The 17,429-nt window shown below is 64.0% G+C and carries 17 protein-coding genes; 7 read left to right on the top strand and 10 right to left on the bottom strand.

Annotated features, from left to right (window positions below; translation table 11 throughout):
• Positions 1–42: 42 nt before the first annotated feature.
• The 3 genes from moaD to uvrC form a co-directional block, all read right to left on the bottom strand.
• The gene (gene moaD / locus J2R80_RS42745) at positions 43–294 is read right to left on the bottom strand and encodes a molybdopterin converting factor subunit 1 (RefSeq protein WP_028333074.1); all 252 of its coding nucleotides are present in this window, start codon (positions 292–294) and stop codon (positions 43–45) included.
• Positions 291–905 (bottom strand): CDP-diacylglycerol--glycerol-3-phosphate 3-phosphatidyltransferase, encoded by a 615-nt coding sequence (gene pgsA / locus J2R80_RS42740; RefSeq protein ID WP_057016624.1) that lies wholly within the window; start codon positions 903–905, stop codon positions 291–293. The genes moaD and pgsA overlap by 4 nt, the downstream gene beginning before the upstream one ends.
• 194 nt (positions 906–1,099) lie before the next feature.
• Entirely contained in the window at positions 1,100–3,211 is a 2,112-nt protein-coding gene (gene uvrC, locus J2R80_RS42735) for an excinuclease ABC subunit UvrC (protein WP_076825541.1), read from the bottom strand.
• A gap of 266 nt (positions 3,212–3,477) precedes the next feature.
• Between uvrC and J2R80_RS42730 the strand changes: the two genes are divergently transcribed.
• Entirely contained in the window at positions 3,478–4,101 is a 624-nt protein-coding gene (locus J2R80_RS42730; protein ID WP_016844476.1) for an outer membrane protein, read from the top strand.
• A 273-nt stretch (positions 4,102–4,374) separates the two neighbouring features.
• On the opposite strand, the gene J2R80_RS42725 is transcribed toward J2R80_RS42730, so the two are convergent.
• The 4 genes from J2R80_RS42725 to J2R80_RS42710 all read right to left on the bottom strand — a co-directional run bounded on the left by J2R80_RS42725 (position 4,375) and on the right by J2R80_RS42710 (position 7,221).
• The gene (locus tag J2R80_RS42725) at positions 4,375–4,587 is read right to left on the bottom strand and encodes a cold-shock protein (RefSeq protein WP_016844477.1); all 213 of its coding nucleotides are present in this window, start codon (positions 4,585–4,587) and stop codon (positions 4,375–4,377) included.
• 261 nt (positions 4,588–4,848) lie between these two features.
• Positions 4,849–5,709 (bottom strand): 23S rRNA (adenine(2030)-N(6))-methyltransferase RlmJ, encoded by an 861-nt coding sequence (locus J2R80_RS42720; protein WP_076825539.1) that lies wholly within the window; start codon positions 5,707–5,709, stop codon positions 4,849–4,851.
• 235 nt (positions 5,710–5,944) lie between these two features.
• Positions 5,945–6,631, bottom strand: a complete 687-nt coding sequence (locus J2R80_RS42715; protein ID WP_076825537.1) for a ribonuclease T2 — start codon at positions 6,629–6,631, stop codon at positions 5,945–5,947.
• A 113-nt stretch (positions 6,632–6,744) separates the two neighbouring features.
• Complete coding sequence (locus J2R80_RS42710; protein ID WP_057016620.1) at positions 6,745–7,221, bottom strand: hypothetical protein; 477 nt, start codon at positions 7,219–7,221, stop codon at positions 6,745–6,747.
• 166 nt (positions 7,222–7,387) lie between these two features.
• Here J2R80_RS42710 and J2R80_RS42705 point away from each other — a divergent pair, with 166 nt between their 5' ends.
• The 3 genes from J2R80_RS42705 to J2R80_RS42695 all read left to right on the top strand — a co-directional run bounded on the left by J2R80_RS42705 (position 7,388) and on the right by J2R80_RS42695 (position 11,117).
• Positions 7,388–7,687, top strand: coding sequence for a hypothetical protein (locus J2R80_RS42705; protein ID WP_028341043.1), 300 nt, complete (start codon positions 7,388–7,390; stop codon positions 7,685–7,687).
• 43 nt (positions 7,688–7,730) lie between these two features.
• On the top strand, positions 7,731–8,261 hold the full coding sequence (locus J2R80_RS42700) for a DUF3617 family protein (protein WP_057016619.1): 531 nt from the start codon (positions 7,731–7,733) through the stop codon (positions 8,259–8,261).
• 720 nt (positions 8,262–8,981) lie between these two features.
• Positions 8,982–11,117 (top strand): TonB-dependent siderophore receptor, encoded by a 2,136-nt coding sequence (locus J2R80_RS42695; protein ID WP_244558687.1) that lies wholly within the window; start codon positions 8,982–8,984, stop codon positions 11,115–11,117.
• Between the two features lies 1 nt (position 11,118).
• Here the strand turns inward: J2R80_RS42695 and J2R80_RS42690 are convergent, their stop codons facing one another.
• The 3 genes from J2R80_RS42690 to J2R80_RS42680 all read right to left on the bottom strand — a co-directional run bounded on the left by J2R80_RS42690 (position 11,119) and on the right by J2R80_RS42680 (position 13,890).
• Positions 11,119–12,504 (bottom strand): ATP-binding protein, encoded by a 1,386-nt coding sequence (locus J2R80_RS42690; RefSeq protein WP_057016618.1) that lies wholly within the window; start codon positions 12,502–12,504, stop codon positions 11,119–11,121.
• Positions 12,505–12,617: 113 nt separating this feature from the next.
• On the bottom strand, positions 12,618–13,322 hold the full coding sequence (locus J2R80_RS42685; RefSeq protein ID WP_038377300.1) for a response regulator: 705 nt from the start codon (positions 13,320–13,322) through the stop codon (positions 12,618–12,620).
• A gap of 19 nt (positions 13,323–13,341) precedes the next feature.
• On the bottom strand, positions 13,342–13,890 hold the full coding sequence (locus J2R80_RS42680; protein ID WP_038375766.1) for a MarR family winged helix-turn-helix transcriptional regulator: 549 nt from the start codon (positions 13,888–13,890) through the stop codon (positions 13,342–13,344).
• Between the two features lie 330 nt (positions 13,891–14,220).
• Between J2R80_RS42680 and J2R80_RS42675 the strand changes: the two genes are divergently transcribed.
• The 3 genes from J2R80_RS42675 to J2R80_RS42665 all read left to right on the top strand — a co-directional run bounded on the left by J2R80_RS42675 (position 14,221) and on the right by J2R80_RS42665 (position 17,411).
• A complete protein-coding gene (locus J2R80_RS42675; protein WP_076825532.1) occupies positions 14,221–15,300 on the top strand; it encodes a branched-chain amino acid aminotransferase in 1,080 nt (359 codons plus the stop codon).
• A 273-nt stretch (positions 15,301–15,573) separates the two neighbouring features.
• The gene (gene hisS, locus J2R80_RS42670) at positions 15,574–17,088 is read left to right on the top strand and encodes a histidine--tRNA ligase (RefSeq protein WP_076825529.1); all 1,515 of its coding nucleotides are present in this window, start codon (positions 15,574–15,576) and stop codon (positions 17,086–17,088) included.
• A 119-nt stretch (positions 17,089–17,207) separates the two neighbouring features.
• On the top strand, positions 17,208–17,411 hold the full coding sequence (locus tag J2R80_RS42665) for a tautomerase family protein (RefSeq protein WP_018269806.1): 204 nt from the start codon (positions 17,208–17,210) through the stop codon (positions 17,409–17,411).
• Positions 17,412–17,429 lie beyond the last annotated feature (18 nt).

Here is a 17,429-nt window from a genome sequence, read left to right as displayed (position 1 = left end):
TCTTCACGCGAACCGGTACCCACTTCGCTCGAAAACGCTATCCTAGCCGCCGGTCATTGGCGGAAAGAACGCGATCTCGCGGGCGCCGGAGATCGCCGCGTCCGATTTGACATGGGCGTGGTCGATCGCGGCGCGGATCACCGTCGGCTTCTCGAAGGCATAGGCGTAGGCATCGTCGCGCGCCGCAAGCCAGCCGATCAGGTCGCCGACGGTGCGCACCTCAGCCGGCGGCTCGACGATCTCTTCAGCCTTGCCGACGCGTTCACGCACCCATGCGAAATATTTCAGCTTCATCCCTCATCCTCCTTGATGAGGTGATGGATGCCAGCACGGAAGTAATCCCAGCCGGTGTAGATCGTGAAGATAGCCGACATCCAGAGCAGCACGATGCCGATCAGGGTGGTGGCCGGGAAGACCTGCTCGCCCGCTTCGCCGGCAATCAGAAAGCCGATCGCCACCAGCTGGATCGTCGTCTTCCATTTCGCCAGCTTGGTGACGGGAACGCTGACCCTGAGCCCTGCGAGATATTCGCGCAGGCCCGAGACCAGGATCTCGCGGCACAGGATCACGATCGCCGCCCACAGCGTCCAGCCATGGATCGAATTGTCGGCGGCCAGCATCAGAAGGCTGGAGGCGACCAGGAGCTTGTCGGCGATCGGATCGAGCATCCGGCCGAAGGCGGACTGCTGGTCCCAGATCCGGGCATAATAGCCGTCGAGATAGTCGGTGATTCCCGCCGCAATGAACACGGCCAGCGCCACCCAGCGCAGCCACAACGGGCCGTCCAGGATCGATTGCCAGTAGACGCAGCCGATCACCACCGGGATCGCGGCGATCCGGGCGTAGGTCAGGATATTCGGGAGGGACATGGTCTTGGTCTGTCCCCGGGTCGTGGCGATGTTCATCCGTTCTACCAATACCGCTGAAGCGAGAAGGTCAACCGTGCGGACGCGTCAAGCGCGACCAGATTGCGCTGCATCGTCATAGCGCCTTAGCTCGTTGTTTAAGCATGATCTTTTCGGATAACTGCCTCACACTTTTCCGCATCATGCCCTAGATGCCCCTGTCGCAGGCGACGCCCTGATGACTCGCCTTTGGTTTAACCCGGCTGGGCGTGGAAAAACTCGAAAATCTTGCGGGCGCTCTCGGCGCTGACGCCGGGAACCTTGCCGAGGTCGGCGATCGAGGCCCGCTCGATCTCCTTGAGCGTTCCGAAGTGGTGCAGCAGGGCACGCTTGCGGGACGGGCCGATGCCCGGGATCTCCTGCAGTCCGGCCTCGCGGATGTCCTTCTTGCGCAGCTTGCGGTGCGAGCCGATCACGAAGCGGTGGGCCTCGTCGCGCAGCCGCTGGATGAAATAGAGCACCGGGTCCCGCGGCTCCAGCTTGATGGCCTCGCGGTCGGGCATGAACAGGGTTTCGCGCCCGGCATCGCGCTCAGGACCCTTGGCCACCGCCATCAGCGAGACCTCGGTCAGCCCGAGATTCTGGAAGATCTCCCGGACCGCGTTGAGCTGGCCGCGGCCGCCGTCGATGATGACGAGGTCGGGCCATTGCGGGAACGAATCGTCATCCGCTTTCGTCTTGGCTGCGGCCTCGCCCTCCGGCGGCTTCAGCAACCGCTTGAAGCGGCGTTCCAGCACCTCGCGCATCATTCCGTAATCGTCGCCCGGCGTCAGCCCTTCGGACTTGATGTTGAACTTGCGGTACTGGTTCTTCATGAACCCGTCGGGTCCCGCCACGATCATCGCGCCGACCGCGTTGGTGCCCTGGATGTGGCTGTTGTCGTAGACCTCGATCCGCTTGGGTGTGTGCGGCAGGCCGAGCGTCGAGACCATGCCCTCCAGCAGCCGGCTTTGCGTCGCGGTATCGGCGAGCTTGCGCCCGAGCGCCTCGCGCGCGTTGGTGAGCGCGTGGCCGATCAGCTCCTTCTTCTCGCCGCGCTTCGGCACGGAGACCTCGACCTTGGATCCGGCCTTGACCGACAGCGCGTCGGCGAGCAACGCGCTTTCCTCGATCTCGTGCGACAGCAGGATCAGCTTCGGCGGCGGCTTGTCGTCGTAGAATTGCGCGAGGAACGAGGACAGCACTTCTTCGGGCGTGAAGCTCTTCTCGGCCTTCGGGAAATAGGCGCGGTTGCCCCAGTTCTGGCCGGTGCGGAAGAAGAACACCTCGACGCAGGAATAGCCGCCCTCCTGGTGGATCGCGAACACATCGGCCTCTTCGACCGTGCGCGGATTGATGCCCTGCTGCGACTGGATTGCCGACAGCGCCGCGAGACGGTCGCGGTACAGCGCCGCGGTTTCGAACTCGAGCTCGCCGGAGGCCTTCTCCATCTCGGCCGCGAGCAGCTCCTTCACGGCGTGGCTGCGGCCGGAGAGGAATTCGGTCGCCTCGCGCACCAGTTCGCTGTAGCCGGGGAAGTCGATCTCGCGCGTGCAGGGGCCGGCGCAGCGCTTGATCTGATAGAGCAGGCAGGGCCGGCTGCGGCTTTCGAAGAAGCCGTCGGTGCAGGAGCGGATCAGAAACGCGCGCTGCAGCGCCGTGATGGTGCGGTTGACTGCGCCTGCGTTGGCGAACGGGCCGAAATAGCGCCCGGGCCGCGACTGCGCGCCGCGATGCTTGAGGATCTGCGGCGCCCAATGGTCGCCGGTGATCAGAATGTAGGGAAACGACTTGTCGTCGCGCAGCTGCACATTGAAGCGCGGACGGAGCTGCTTGATCAGATTGGCTTCGAGCAGCAGCGCCTCGGTCTCGGTCATGGTCGAGACGATCTCGACCTGCGTGGTCGCCGCGATCATGCGCAGGATCCGCGCCGGCAGCGGCGCGTTGGCCCGCGCGTAGGACGACAGCCGCTTTTTGACGTTCTTCGCCTTGCCGACATAGAGCACGTCGTTGGCAGCGTTGAGCATGCGGTAGACGCCGGGCGAGGTCGGGGCGAGGCGGACCGCGTTCTCGATCGCGGCATGCCCGACCGAGAGCGTGCCCTCGGCGACCGCCTCGGCGGCGTCCTCCGAAGTCTCGGGCAGGCGCGCCTCGTCCTCCTCCTCGGCGGCGGAGGTTTCGGGATCGACGTCACTTGTATCGAGCGTCAGATCGTCCTGCGGCAGGTCGGACTTCGAACCGCGCCGTGGTTTGGGGGCAGCCTTGGAGTCAACCTTGGAGTCAACCTTGGGGGCCGGCGTCGGGCGCTCGGGAGAATCGTGAACCATGGGCCGTAAACTAAGTGCTTGGGCGAGCGGTCGCCAGCGTTGACGGCACCTACAAAAAGCACCTCGATTGCAGGAGGTTACCGGCCCCGCACGGGCGCCGGGAAGGGGTGCGTAACACCTTGTTAAGACTGATGAGCGGGCCGGTAACCGGGCTTAACAGCCCTTTAACTTAAAACTCTCGATAAACCTTAGCGAAAAAAGTGGAATTCCGTAACCACGCCGGCCCTCGCCGGCGGGCTGCGGCAGTTGCGTTCTGGAGAGTACCAATGACCCGGTTTGTTGCGCGTGCGCTGGCACTGATCGTTGCAGGCTGGACGACCTCGGCCGCGTCGGCCGACCTCAATTACGGATCGCCCTATACCGTCTATCAGCCGCTCAATGCCTATAGCTGGGCGGGCCCCTATCTCGGCGGCAATGTCGGCTATGGCTGGGGCTCGGTGGAGAACAACCCGACCAAGCCGTCCGGTTTCGTCGGCGGTGTACAGGCCGGCTACAACTTCCAGAACGGCTCCCCCTGGGTGTTCGGTATCGAGGCCGATATCCAGGGCACCACAGCCGACGACCGGTTCGCGCCGTGGAAGTTCTCCAACCCGTGGTTCGGCACGGTGCGCGGCCGCGCCGGCTATGCGGTCAATAACGTGCTGTTCTACGCGACCGGCGGTCTCGCCTTCGGCGAACTGCGCGGCGAGACGTTCGGCATCACGGAGAGCCACACCAATGCGGGCTTCACCGTCGGTGCCGGCGCCGAAATGGGCTTTGCCCCGCACTGGAGCGCCAAGATCGAGTATCTCTACGTCGACCTTGCCAACAGCAATTTCACGATCACCGGTGGTGTGTCGAACGGCTACAGCTTCAGCCTGGTTCGCGCCGGCATCAACTATCACTTCTGAGAACAAGAAAACGTCGACCATCAACTCCCGGCCGCGCCTAGCGCGGCCGGGTTTTTCTTTGTGTTGATGATCTCAACGTCGCGCATGCGACATGCATGCCGCGGCGTGCGCGAATCCAATCGGTGGGCCGCACGTGTGGGATATGCGGCTCCGCCGGTCGCGTCCGCATCATGCAGGTGGTCATCCAGCGAGCGCCAGCCACGCGCTCGGCAGCCAACTCACACGCAACGCCTCATTCGGTGTTCATTCCGAGCCGCGCATCGCGAGCGCTCGTCATGAGACCACCAGGTTGACCGCCTTCGGGCCCTTGCCCTTCTTGTCGGGCTCAACCTCGAACGTAATGCGTTGTCCTTCAGTCAGGTCCTTCAATCCTGCACGCTCGACAGCTGTGATGTGAACGAACACATCGCGGCCGCCATCATCAGGCTTGATGAAGCCGTAGCCACGCTCTCCGTTGAAGAACTTGACTGTCCCAGTCATGGCCATCGGGAAACTCCTCCCCCGTATTGCTCCACCGCTACGCGCACGCCGCGTAGCGGTTGACCGACATTCGCTTGTCGGAAGCTTGGCCACCTGAACAGGCCGGCGTCACGCCGCCGGTCTGCCTGGATTTATTTCGGCCTTGTCACTCCGCCGCAACCATTCGCGGAAGCGGAACGTAAAGCCAGTCGTAACAGGATGAGCATAATACGGTTCCGCGCAAATTGCCTATGCTCAAAATTGAACTTTTCAGTAGGAGGTTGTCGATCATGGTTTAGGCGTCTCGAGTCTGAAGCGTCCCGCGCCGCCTTGACCGAGCGGCTTCTCGAGTTCGGGCAGGATGACCTTCAACTCATTCGCCAGCGTCCACGGCGGATTCACCAGCAAAAGCCCTGTGGAAACGAGGCCTGCGCCTGCTTCTTGCGGTGCCACACTGAATTCCAATCGCAGGCATTTGCCGGCGGGCCGGCTGCTTGCTGCTGCAGCAGCCACACTGCGCGTTAGCTCATCGGTGGCTCTCCGGGTTTTTACGGGGTACCACAAAAGATACGAGCCGGTCGGCCACTTCGCGTACGCTTCCGTGAAAGCACTGGCCAGCCGCTCGAACTCGTCCTTCGCTTCGAACGGCGGATCGATCAGCACCAGGCCGCGCCGTTCGTTCGGCGGCACGAATGCGGGCAGCGCCATCCAGCCGTCGAGATCGACGACGCGCGCTTGCGCGTCGCGTCGCAGCGCGTCGATCAGTTGTTTGCGCGCCGACGGTTCGATCTCGCAGGCGGTGAGGCGATCTTGCGGACGCAGCAGCGCCCGCGCGATCAACGGCGAACCAGGATAGGCTTTCAGCTCGCCTTTCGGATTGAATGCTCTGACGATGTCGAGATAGGGCGCGATCAGCGGCAATGCCTGGTCGGAGAGCCGCGCCTGCATCAGCCGCGCGATGCCGGTGAGCCATTCGCCGCCGCGCTGCGCTTCGCTCGACGTCAAATCATAGAGACCGGCGCCGGCATGGGTGTCGATGACGCGGAACGGCGCCGGCTTGTCCTGCAGATAGGTGAGCATGCGCACCAGCACGATGTGCTTGATGACGTCGGCAAAGCTGCCGGCATGAAAGGCGTGACGGTAGTTCATGTGATGATCGTGCTGCGCTCCCAAAGGGTGCGCATGTTGTACTCGTCATGCCCGGGCTTGTCCCGGCCTTCGCTAAAGCTTCGGCGGGGGTAACGTCCGAGCTCGGCGAAGCCTTGGCGTAGCCGGGGCTCCCGGGCATCTGCGCCTTATCTTGCTTGTTTCGCGATGGCGCAGGTGGCCGGGACATGCTGCGCGACGACGCGCAGCGCGGGTCTGCCGGCCATGACCCAGAGTTTCAGCCGCCGCGAACCGGCGGCATCAGCACCTGATCGCGGCGGCAGGCGCGGCGGTCGATTTCCTCGCAGGAGCGGAATTCCAGATCCTTGCTGAGGCAGATCCGCACCTCGCTGAGCCGCTTGCTGTCGCAGGTCACCGAGATCGCGGAGTTGCTGAGGCCCGGATTGACCTTGATGAATGCCGTCTCCAGCTCGTCGGGCGCGACCGTCTTCGGCTCCGACAATTGCAGGAATTCCTCGGGGATCTTCACCGTGGCGCGGGCCTTGCGGATGGCTTCGAAATAGGCGCGCTCGCCGAGACCGGAGCAGGTGCCGTGCTTGTCCCACTCGTTGTAGATCAGCCCGGGCGCCGGCATCAGGTCGAGCATCGAGCTCATGATGCTGCGGGCGAGTCGCGGCGAAGGCCGCTGGCAGTATTCCGGAAAGCCCCGCTCATATTGCGGCCACAGGCCGTGCACCACGAAGGAATATGGCCGTCCGCCGCATTGCGCCTGCGTGCCGCGGCCGTTGTTGCCGCGCTCGCTCGCCGCCTCGCAGAACGAGGGCGACCACGACAGCGACAGCACATAGAAATCGAACTCGCCGGGCGCATTCTGGCGGCGATCCTGGGCCGACGCCCCGACCGCACCGCACAGAATAATGGCAACCGAAATCAAAAATCGGGAAATCGTGTCCAACCGAGGCATCAAACGCTCCCTCACTCGACCGCCCAGAGCCTAGCAGGCCGCGAGAACATTTCAAGAACAAAAAGCCGCCGTCCAAATGGCGGCGGCTCCTGCTTTAGCAATCTGGTCGGAGATCAGGGCCGCGCGGCCTTGCAGGACGGGTTATAGGTCCAGTTGCGGTCGAGCCCCGCGACGCACCATTCGACGCCCTGATTGATGCTGGCAAAGCCGCCGTCCTCGATGATCGAATAGTGCACCTTGCGCACTTTGCCGTCGCTCAGCATCGCCTCGCCCGTGCAATAACGGCGCGGGATATTGTCGGACTGCCAGGGGCGGAAGGCGGTTTCGTGAATCCCGTTGAAGCCGGTGATCACGAGCGGCGAATTCCAGAAGGTGGCTTCCTTTTCCTGGAATTGCGTGCTGATGACCGTCAGGGCCTTCTCGCATGGGGCCACATTGCCGTCATAGCGCGGGCCGGACAGCCAGAAGTTCATTTCGAGCGGATTGGCGGCTTGGGCCGTACCCCCGAAAGCCAGCAGGCCGACCACGAGTGCGGCGCCGAGGCCGAGCTTGCGGCCGAGTTTATTGCGGGAGTTGAACAGGTTGCGCATGGGAATCCACCCGATTATCCGATGCCGCGGACGGTGCCGCGAAGCCCCGGCAAGGTCAAGTGCAGGGCGGCAACACCTGCGGAGAAGTCCACTTTGGGGAGCCGGCTCGTTCTTTTCACGGTCGCCGGCGCACTCTATGTTGGCTCGAAGCGAAATGGAGTCTGCGATGCGAAGGAAATTGGCCGCGTGCCTGGTTGCCGTTTGCGGGATGCTGGCCGTTGTGCCGGCGCGGGCGGATTGGATGCAGCCGGTACCGCCGTTCAAGGGCAATGATACCGGCGGTATCATCGCCTATACGCTGGCGACCCAGAGCGACGCCCGGCAACTCGCAGTCGATCACTGCGCCTCCTACGGCAAGGTGGTTAAGTTCCTTGCGATGCAGAACTATCCGGGCGGCTACATCTCTTTCGCCTGTCGCTGGGTGCCCTATGGCGCAGCCCAGAGGCCGCTGCGCACGCTCTACTGAGCGCGCACCGGATCTTTCGATCGTTCAGCCGGGAGCCGACCGCATGACCCGACAGCTTGCCTTGCTTGGTTCGGCTGTGTGCCTTGTCCTGTCCGCTGGCGCCGCAAGTGCCGTCGACCTGCCGATCCGCAAGGCCGGTCTGTGGGAGATGAAGATGGTGCGCACCGGCGGGCCGATGCCCGAAATCACCATGCAGCACTGCACCGACGAGACCACCGACAAGGAGATGAGCGCGGCGGCCTCGCCGATGGCCAAGGAAGTCTGCTCGAAGCAGGATATCAAGAAGACCGCGACCGGCTATGTCAGCGACAGCGTCTGCAGCGTCGCCGGCATGACGATGCAGAGCCATGCCGAGATCGTCGGCGATTTCAATTCCGCCTACACGGTGAAGAGCACCTCGCATGCCGAGGGCGGCGCGGCCGGCTCGCGCGACACCACGATGACCATCGAGGCGAAATGGCTCGGCGCCTGCAAGAGCGACCAGAAGGCCGGCGACATCATCATGCCCGGCGGCATGAAGATGAACGTCAAGGACATGGAAAAGCTGAAGGGCCTCATGCCCAAGCAGAAGTAGCGCGCAGCGCATCCGGCTGTTGCCGGGCGCCCGAATGCATCGCCTCGCATGCTGAGAGGCTGCGCAGCTTGCACCACCATCACTTCGAGTAGCTCGCGACAAAATTGCAAAGCAATCTTGCGCTGAGGCGATGTGAAATCCATCCGATCCCTCCCCGTCATCTCCGCGCAAAGGCGAAGCCTTTGCGCGGAGATGACGGTTCACCGCGTTCGTGCGCTCCTTGGCGCGCGATGACGTCGACGGATGCAACATCATCGAATGATCGCCGCGTGCTCCCGCGTTCGAGACTCTCTGCGAGAGACGACGCGCATCGCATTCGCATTCGTTGTGTCGAAAGCCTGACGCGCCAACATGTCGTTTTGAATCGTTCCAGCGTTGCGCATCTTGAATCACTCCAGTGTTGCGCTTCGTTTCTGCTTCCATCGATTCTATTTTGCGCGTGTGGAATTTCGATCATCCCGCCGATAGAAGTCCGCCCCAATCGATGCCGGCCTTGTCGCAAACGCGGCTCGATCGATGTCGGCGTAAGGCAATGTGGGGATTTGTTCGGTGGGAATGGCTTCGTTGCGGAGCAAGCGCGGCTTGCTCGCATCAACGGCTGCGATCAATGCGGCGCTACTCGGTTCGGTCATACTTGTGTCAATGGGTGCAGACGTCGCCAGCGCTCAGGCGCAGACAAGTCCTCCGCAGAGCAATGTCAGCGAACTTCCCGCAGTGACGGTGGATGAACCTGGCGCCGCAAGGAAGCGCGGTGCCGTCGTTTCAAGCCAGAACACCAGGACTTCGCGCGCGGTCGCGGCGAACCGGCGCCGCAGTGCCGCGGCGCCCGCCCGGAGCCAGGCTCCGCGGTCGCAAGGCACAGGAGGCGCGATCGGTACGACCACGGGGTACGTCGCAACCGCGAGCACGGCCGGCACCAAGACCAGCACAGCGCTGATCGAAACGCCGCAATCGCTCTCGGTCGTGACGCAAAAGGAGCTAAGGGATCGCAACGTTCAGACGCTCAAGGACGCCGTCAGCTACACGCCCGGCGTGACGACCACGGCGTTCGGCTATGATCCAAGGTTCGATAGTTTCTACATCCGTGGCTTCGACGCGACCTATACAGGGATCTATCGCGACGGCCTGCGCCAGGGCGGCGGCAACTTCGCAATTCCCAAGATCGAACCTTACGGTCTCGACAGCGTGTCGATCCTCCGCGGACCAGCCTCGGGCCTCTATGGCCTCGGCTCTCCGGGAGGCATCGTGGATGTCACGACCAAGCGGCCGCCTTTGACGGCATTCGGTGAGGTGCAGCTGCAGGGCGGCACCTACGACCGTTACCAGGGCAGTTTCGATGTCGGTGGTCCGGTGCCCGGCAGCGATCAGCTGTACTACCGGCTGACGGGCCTGCTTCGCGACGCAAAGACCTGGTACCCCGGCAACGACGACGATCGCGCCTATATCGCGCCGGCGCTGACCTGGCGGCCGGACGCCGACACGTCCTTCACCATCCTCAGCGAATATCAAAAGAGCCGAACCGCCGCCAGCATCGGCAATTTCCGCACGCCTGACGGACAGTTGACCAACATCTATTCGAATGATCCGGCGTTCAGCGCCATGGATCAGAAGCAATATCGCATCGGCTACGCGTTCGAGCACAATGTCGACGACGTGTGGACGGTGCGGCAGAACTTCCGCTTCTATCAGGTCGACGTCGACGCGAAATACACCCAGATCGATTCAATCGACAGCAGCACCAATCTGGCGTCGCGGTCCGCGTGGCGGATCCTGGACAGCTTCAACATGGTGACGCTCGACAATCAGGCCGAGGCCAAGTTCATGCTCGGCGCGATCAAGAATACCGTGCTGTTCGGCGTCGACTACGGTCACTCCTACTACAACGACAAGATCGGTTACGGCCCGGCGCCCGATCTCAATCTCCTGAGCATGAACTACGGCGCCCAGGCCATCGCGACGCCGGCATTCTCGATCTTCAACAAGCAGTCGACCGACGAGGTCGGTGTCTATGCGCAGGAGCAGGCCAAGCTCGGAGGCTTTATTCTGACGCTCAACGGCCGCCAGAGCTGGGTGTCGCAGACCACGACCGCGGGTCTCGACGGCGTGCCGTCAACGCAGAAGGCGACCGCCTTCACGGGCCGTGCGGGCCTGAGCTACGTCTTCGACAACGGCATTGCGCCCTATATCAGCTACGCGACGGCATTCGCCCCGCAGGTCGGCGTCGACGCATCCGGACTGCCGTTCAGGCCGACCACCGGCGAGCAGAAGGAAGTGGGCATCAAGTACCAGATGCCGAACGTTCCGGTGCTGTTGACCGCCGCGGTGTTCGACATCACGCAGGACAATGTGCTGCGTACCGATCCGAACAACATGGCATTCCAGGCAGCGACCGGGCAGGTCGAATCCAAGGGTGTGGAGCTCGAGGCGAAGCTCGCGCTCAAGCAGGGATTTGATCTCACCGCCGCCTACACCCATCTCAACGTCGTGATCACGCAGGGCAATCCCGATACGACCGGCAATGAGCTCTCCGGCATTCCGGGGAATTCCTTCGCCGCCTTCGGCAAGTATACGTTCCAGTCCGGCGTGCCCGTCGAAGGCCTCGGGCTTGGTCTCGGCGTGCGTTATATCGGCACGAACTTCGGCAACGACCAGAACACGTTCCAGAACGCTGCGACGACGTTGTTCGATGCGGTGATCGATTACGATCTGGGCAAGCTGGACCGGCGCTTCCTCGGCGCCACGATGCGCGTCAACGCGACCAATCTGTTCGACACGCACTACCAGACCTGCCAGTCCGGTTACTGTTATGCCGGCGAACGGCGGCAGGTCATCGGCACCTTGTCCTACCGCTGGTAGGTTACACCGGCACCCGCACGACGGCGCGCAGGCCGCCCATCGGGCTTTCGCTGAGCATGATGTCTCCGCCATGCGAGCGGGCGATGTCGCGGGCGATCGCAAGCCCGAGCCCGGTGCCGCCTTCGTCCTGGTTGCGGGCATCGTCGAGCCGCAGGAACGGCTTGAACACTTCCTCGCGCATGTCGGCGGGGATGCCCGGCCCGTCGTCGTCGACCGTGACGTTGAGATAGCGATGGTCGCGATGGCCGGTGATCGAGATCGTGTTGGCGTGGCGCGCGGCGTTGGAGACGAGGTTGGCGAGACAGCGCTTGAACGAGGCCGGCTTCACCGTGACGACGGGCAGGCCGTGGAACGCAACGGTCGCGGTGTGGCCGTGGCGCTCGGCGTCGCTGCGCAATTCCTCCAGCGCCAACGCCATGTCGGTCGGCTGCGCGACCTCGCCGGAATCGCCGCGCGCGAAGGCGAGATAATCCTCCAGCATCATCGACATCTCGTCGACGTCCTTGCGCATCGCCTCGATCTCGGGGCCTTCGCCGATCAGGGCAAGCTCGAGCTTGAACCGGGTCAGGATGGTGCGCAGATCGTGCGATACGCCGGCGAGCATCGCGGTGCGCTGCTCGATCGAACGTTCGACGCGCGCCTTCATCTCGATGAAGGCCTGCGCCGCGCGCCGCACCTCGCGCGCGCCGCGCGGCCGGAAGTTCGGTGCCTCGCGGCCCTTGCCGAAACTTTCGGCGGCGTCGGCGAGCCGCAGGATCGGCTTGATCTGATTGCGCAGGAACAGCACGGCGACGATCAGGAGGATCGTCGAGGTGCCGAGCATCCAGAAGATGAAGATCTCCGAATTGGAGGCGTAGGCCGCGCTGCGCTGGGCGAAGATCCGCATCACCGAATCGTCGAGCTGCACGCGGATCTCGACCAAATTGGATTTACCGACGGTGTCGATCCAGAACGGGCGGCTGATCTGGCGGCCGAGCTGCACCGACAGCGTCTGGTCGAGCAGCGAGAAGAACGGCTTCGGCCCCGGCGGCGGCATGTCGCCGGCGGGAAGGAAGTCGACCACCAGCTGCAGTTTCTGGGCGATGCGGCGAAGCTGCGCGCGGTCCTTGTCCTGCGGGTAGCTCTTGTAGACGTCGATCAGCGCGGCGATATCGGACACCACCGCGGCCGACAGGCGCCGCGTCACCGTGTTCCAGTGCCGCTCCATGAACACGAACGCCACCACGGTCTGCAGGATCACCATCGGCACGATCATAATCAACAGCGCGCGGGCATAGAGGCCGGTCGGCATCCAGCTCTTGAACGCGTTGCCCATCCAGCCGTTCGCCTTCGAGACGCGCTGCGAGGCGTTGCGGATCAGGGTCAGGCCGGAGTCGAGCGTGCTCATGTTCGATACTTATAGAGCGATGGGATTTCGTAGCCCGGATGAGCGAAGCGATATCCGGGGCTTGCTAACCCCGCATATCGCTTCGCTCATGCGGGCTACTTTCTGGGTCATGCTCAGGGCGAAGCCACCAGGCGATAGCCGATGCCGCGCACCGCCTGCAGAAACAGCGGATTGGCAGGATCGTGCTCGATCTTGCGGCGCAGGCGGTTGATCTGCACGTCGACCGCGCGTTCGTTGACGGTACCGCCGGAGGTCAGCTCGGCGCGCGGCACGGTCTCGCCGGGCGCGCTGGCGAGGATGCGCAGCATCTCGCGCTCGCGATCGGTGAGATGGATGATCTCCTCGCCCTGACGCAGTTCGCTGCGCTCGATGTGGAAAATATAGGGGCCGAACGCGATCTGCTCGACGACCGCGACCTGCGGCGGCGCGGTGCGCTTGAGGATATTGCCGATCCGGAGTACCAGCTCGCGCGGCTCGAATGGCTTGGCGACATAATCGTCGGCGCCGATCTGCAGGCCCTCGATGCGGGCTTCCGCCTCGTGGCGGGCGGTCAGCATGATGATCGGCACCGTCGAGGAGCTGCGGATGAAGCGGGCGAGGTCGAAGCCGTTCTCGCCGGGCATCATCACGTCGAGGATCAGCAGGTCGAAATGCAGCCCGAGCAGCTTGGCGCGCGCATCGGTGGCGCTCATTGCCGTCGTGACCCGGTAGCCTTCGCCTGAGAGAAAGCGCGACAACAGGTCGCGAATGCGGCGGTCGTCGTCGACCAGCAGAAGATGCGGCGCGTCGTCGGCCGGCTCGACCGGCGCGCGCATCATGGTTGCAGCCTGCACCAGCTCACTCCCTCGTTTTTCTGCCGCCGCCGAAGATCGCTTCGAGCACCTTGTCGGGATCGTCGCGGTCGATCATCGCGCGGAGGAATTGGCGAACCGTCTCGACGCCGGCCGGATCGATGCCGGCGACCGCGCGGTTGATGCGGTCGGTCTGCAGCCCCGCGAGCTTGGCGACCAGCGCCTCGCCCTTCGGTGTGGCGTAGAGCAGGCGCTGCCGGCGGTCGTTGTTGCCGGTCTTCTGCACGATATAGCCCTCGTCCAGGAGCTGCTTGAGCACGCGCCCGAGCGACTGCTTGGTGATGCGCAGGACGTCGAGCAGGTCGGCGACCTTCAGCCCCGGATAGCGGGTAACGAAGTGGATGACGCGGTGGTGGGCGCGGCCGAAGCCGAACGCCTCCAGCTCCTGGTCGGCATCGCCGACAAAGTCGCGGTAGGCGAAGAACAACAGCTCGATGATATCCCAGCGCAGGTCGCGCGCCCCCGCCGCCGGGGCGTTGTCGTCTCCCTGCGAATCGGGCTTGGCAGCCATGCCTGAGAAATTTATGTCAGTCATATTGACGTATCTTGGGTTCAATGTTACAAAACTGCCTGTCACGACGAAACATTAGGTCGTCTTGTCCTCGACAGCGTTTAAGGCGGCCTGAACGAGCCTGTGAGGCGGTTTGGGCCGCAAATTGGACTACCGTGCGATTGTCGAGCGGCATTTCGGCAAACATACTGGACTTCAGCATTCCGCAAAAGCATGTCTAAACGGCATGTTGGCGATGGAAGCCGGCGGCGCGGCCGGCGGTGGTGAAGTTCGGGCCAGCCGAGCCTGATGGCTCCGGGGGAAACAGGCCGGCGCCGGGTATCGCGCCGGTTCCGACAGCGGAAAGCAAGAAAAATGACTTTGAAATTTGACATCCAGCCTTCGCCGAATGCGACATCCGACAAGGATCGCGCGGCGAAGCTCGTGGACCCCGGCTTCGGCCGGGTCTTTACCGATCACATGGCGATCGTCCGCTACAGCCAGGGCAAGGGCTGGCACAGCGCCCGCATCGAGGCCCGCGCCAATTTTCCGCTCGATCCGGCCGGCGCGGTGCTGCACTACGCCCAGGAAATTTTCGAAGGCCTCAAGGCCTACAAGCGCGACGACGGCGGCGTGAACCTGTTTCGGCCGGACGCCAACGCCCGCCGCTTCCATGATTCGGCCGAGCGCATGGCGATGGCGCCGTTGCCCGAGGATTTGTTCATCGATGCGGTCGAGCAGTTGGTGCGGATCGATCGCGCCTGGATCCCGGGCGGCGAGGGCAGTCTCTATCTGCGGCCCTTCATGATCGCGAGCGAGGTCTTCCTCGGCGTGAAGCCGTCGGCCGAATACATCTTCTCGGTCATCGCCTCGCCGGTCGGTTCCTATTTCAAGGGCGGCCCTGCGCCGGTGTCGATCTGGGTGTCGGAGAATTACACGCGCGCCGCAATCGGCGGCACCGGCGCCGTCAAATGCGGCGGCAACTACGCCGCCAGCCTGCGCGCGCAGGCCGAGGCGATCGAACGGGGCTGCGACCAGGTCGTGTTCCTCGATGCGGTCGAGCGCCGCTACATCGAGGAGCTCGGCGGCATGAACGTGTTCTTCGCGTTCGACGACGGCTCGCTGCTGACGCCGCCGCTCGGCACCATCCTGCCCGGCATCACCCGCGACTCGATCATCGCGCTTGCCAAGGATGCCGGCACGCGTGTGCGCGAGGAGCCCTATACGATCCAGCAATGGCGCGCTGACGCCGCCAGCGGCAAGCTGAAGGAGGCGTTCGCCTGCGGCACCGCGGCCGTCATTTCGCCGATCGGCAAGGTGTGCTCGGCGAGCGGCGATTTCCAGATCAGCGGCGGCGTGGCCGGCCCGGTCGCCATGGGCCTGCGCAAGAAGCTGGTCGACATCCAGTACGGTCGCACCAACGACCCGCATAACTGGATCAGGAACGTCGCCTGACGCGCGGGCTGTACGGTAGGCACTCTCTCTCGCTCCCTCGCCCCGCTCTTGCGGGGAGAGGGTGGGGTGAGGGGCTGCTTGCGCAAACATGGTAAGAGCACGGCTCGCGGAGAGTCCCCCTCACCCGGAATTCAAGCTACGCTTGAATTCCGACCTCTCCCCGCAAGCGGGGCGAGGTAAGAGCGGCCGGATACCTTGCTCCGCGCCGCCTCGGCTGGTAACCCGGCGTATCTTTGTAAGCTACCGCGGCTTACAGACCTTGCAGCGCATGACATGGCCGAGAAACCCAAAAAACCCCAGAAACTGAAGGCGCGCCTGCCGCGCGGGCTGGAAGATCGCGGCCCGGCCGCGATCAATGCCACGCGGGCGATGGTCGAGAAGATCCGCGCCGTCTACGAGCTCTACGGCTTCGAGCCGGTGGAGACGCCGGCGATGGAATACACCGACGCGCTCGGCAAGTTCCTGCCCGACCAGGACCGGCCCAATGAGGGCGTGTTCTCGTTCCAGGACGATGACGAGCAGTGGATATCGCTGCGCTACGACCTCACCGCGCCGCTGGCGCGCTATGTCGCGGAAAACTTCGACGCGCTGCCGAAGCCTTATCGGTCGTATCGGTTCGGCTATGTCTTCCGCAACGAGAAGCCCGGTCCCGGCCGCTTCCGCCAGTTCATGCAGTTCGACGCCGACACGGTCGGCTCGGCGACGCCGGCGGCCGACGCCGAGATTTGCATGATGGCGGCCGACACGATGGAAGCGCTCGGCATTCCGCGCGGCTCCTATGTCGTGAAGGTGAACAACCGCAAGGTGCTCGACGGCGTGCTCGAGGCGATCGGCCTCGGCGGTGAGGAGAATGCGGGCCGCCGTCTCACGGTGCTGCGCGCGATCGACAAGCTGGACAAATTTCCCGCCGACGAGGTTCGCAAGCTGCTTGGTCCCGGACGATGGGATGGCGGCGAAGAAGGCAAGGGCGACTTTACCAAGGGCGCCGACCTGAGCCCCGCGGATGCCGATATCGTCCTGGCCGTCACGCAGCAGCGCGACGATTGGCGAGAGGCGATTGCTGCGGCGGAGACCTATCTGGCGAAGAGCGAAGTTGGTCAGGCCGGCGTGAGCGAGCTCGAGGAGATCGCCAAGCTGGTCGCGGCGTCCGGCTATGGCGCGGATCGCATCCGCATCGATCCCACCGTTGTTCGCGGCCTCGAATACTACACCGGCCCGGTCTACGAGGTTGAGCTGCTGCTCGACACCAAGGACGAGAAGGGGCGCCCGGTGCGATTCGGCTCGGTCGGTGGCGGTGGCCGCTATGACGGCCTGGTCTCGCGCTTCCGCGGCGAGCCGGTGCCGGCAACGGGCTTCTCGATCGGGGTGTCGCGCCTGCAGGCGGCGCTGACGATGCTCGGCGAGCTCGACACGCGGGCCGAGTTCGGCCCTGTCGTCGTCACCGTGTTCGACCGCGATCGTGTCGCCGACTACCAGAAGATGGTCGCGCAGTTGCGCCAGGCCGGCATCCGCGCCGAGCTCTATCTCGGCAATCCGAAGAACATGGGCAACCAGCTCAAATATGCCGATCGCCGCAACTCGCCCTGCGTGATCATCCAGGGCTCGGACGAGAAGGCGCGCGGCGAGGTGCAGATCAAGGATTTGATCGAAGGCGCCAAGGCCGCAGCTGCGATCGCCTCCAACCAGGAATGGCGTGAGACGCGTCCGGCGCAGTTCTCCTGCGCGGAGGCCGATCTGGTCGCCAGGGTCCGCGAGGTCCTGGCGCGGCATGACGTGGCGTGGGGATAGCCATTCGCTTGTGACGTCATGCCCGGCCTTGTGCCGGGCATCCACCTCTTGTTTGATGCGCGGCGACGTGAATGGCCGGGAGGAGCCCGGCCATGGCGACAACAAGAGGGAGAGCAACAATGCCTGAGATCACCGTGAGCATGGCCGCCGGCCGCACCGACGAGCAGAAGCTCGGCATGATGCGCGACATCACCCAGGCACTGGTGAAGAATCTCGGCGTCGATGCCGACGCGGTCGTGATCCAGATCAACGAAGCGCCGCTGCATCACAAGATGAAGGGCGGCAAGTCGTTCGTCGAGCGCGCGGCTGCGGCGAAGAAGTGACGCGCGAAAGCGCGTCAT

It is taken from the genome of Bradyrhizobium sp. USDA 4541, from assembly GCF_024171085.1.
In the GTDB taxonomy this organism is placed as follows: Bacteria; Pseudomonadota; Alphaproteobacteria; order Rhizobiales; family Xanthobacteraceae; genus Bradyrhizobium; species Bradyrhizobium australafricanum.
Note: the sequence above shows the minus strand (reverse complement) of the source record. Positions and strands in the feature narration are given on the sequence as shown.

Bases quoted from the DNA above. Each gene is read 5' to 3' on its own strand.
- moaD (WP_028333074.1), bottom strand. From the start codon at position 294: ATGAAGCTGAAATATTTCGCATGGGTGCGTGAACGCGTCGGCAAGGCT.
- pgsA (WP_057016624.1), bottom strand. From the start codon at position 905: ATGAACATCGCCACGACCCGGGGACAGACCAAGACCATGTCCCTCCCG.
- uvrC (WP_076825541.1), bottom strand. From the start codon at position 3,211: ATGGTTCACGATTCTCCCGAGCGCCCGACGCCGGCCCCCAAGGTTGAC.
- J2R80_RS42730 (WP_016844476.1), top strand. From the start codon at position 3,478: ATGACCCGGTTTGTTGCGCGTGCGCTGGCACTGATCGTTGCAGGCTGG.
- J2R80_RS42725 (WP_016844477.1), bottom strand. From the start codon at position 4,587: ATGGCCATGACTGGGACAGTCAAGTTCTTCAACGGAGAGCGTGGCTAC.
- J2R80_RS42720 (WP_076825539.1), bottom strand. From the start codon at position 5,709: ATGAACTACCGTCACGCCTTTCATGCCGGCAGCTTTGCCGACGTCATC.
- J2R80_RS42715 (WP_076825537.1), bottom strand. From the start codon at position 6,631: ATGCCTCGGTTGGACACGATTTCCCGATTTTTGATTTCGGTTGCCATT.
- J2R80_RS42710 (WP_057016620.1), bottom strand. From the start codon at position 7,221: ATGCGCAACCTGTTCAACTCCCGCAATAAACTCGGCCGCAAGCTCGGC.
- J2R80_RS42705 (WP_028341043.1), top strand. From the start codon at position 7,388: ATGCGAAGGAAATTGGCCGCGTGCCTGGTTGCCGTTTGCGGGATGCTG.
- J2R80_RS42700 (WP_057016619.1), top strand. From the start codon at position 7,731: ATGACCCGACAGCTTGCCTTGCTTGGTTCGGCTGTGTGCCTTGTCCTG.
- J2R80_RS42690 (WP_057016618.1), bottom strand. From the start codon at position 12,504: ATGAGCACGCTCGACTCCGGCCTGACCCTGATCCGCAACGCCTCGCAG.
- J2R80_RS42685 (WP_038377300.1), bottom strand. From the start codon at position 13,322: ATGATGCGCGCGCCGGTCGAGCCGGCCGACGACGCGCCGCATCTTCTG.
- J2R80_RS42680 (WP_038375766.1), bottom strand. From the start codon at position 13,890: ATGACTGACATAAATTTCTCAGGCATGGCTGCCAAGCCCGATTCGCAG.
- J2R80_RS42675 (WP_076825532.1), top strand. From the start codon at position 14,221: ATGACTTTGAAATTTGACATCCAGCCTTCGCCGAATGCGACATCCGAC.
- hisS (WP_076825529.1), top strand. From the start codon at position 15,574: ATGGCCGAGAAACCCAAAAAACCCCAGAAACTGAAGGCGCGCCTGCCG.
- J2R80_RS42665 (WP_018269806.1), top strand. From the start codon at position 17,208: ATGCCTGAGATCACCGTGAGCATGGCCGCCGGCCGCACCGACGAGCAG.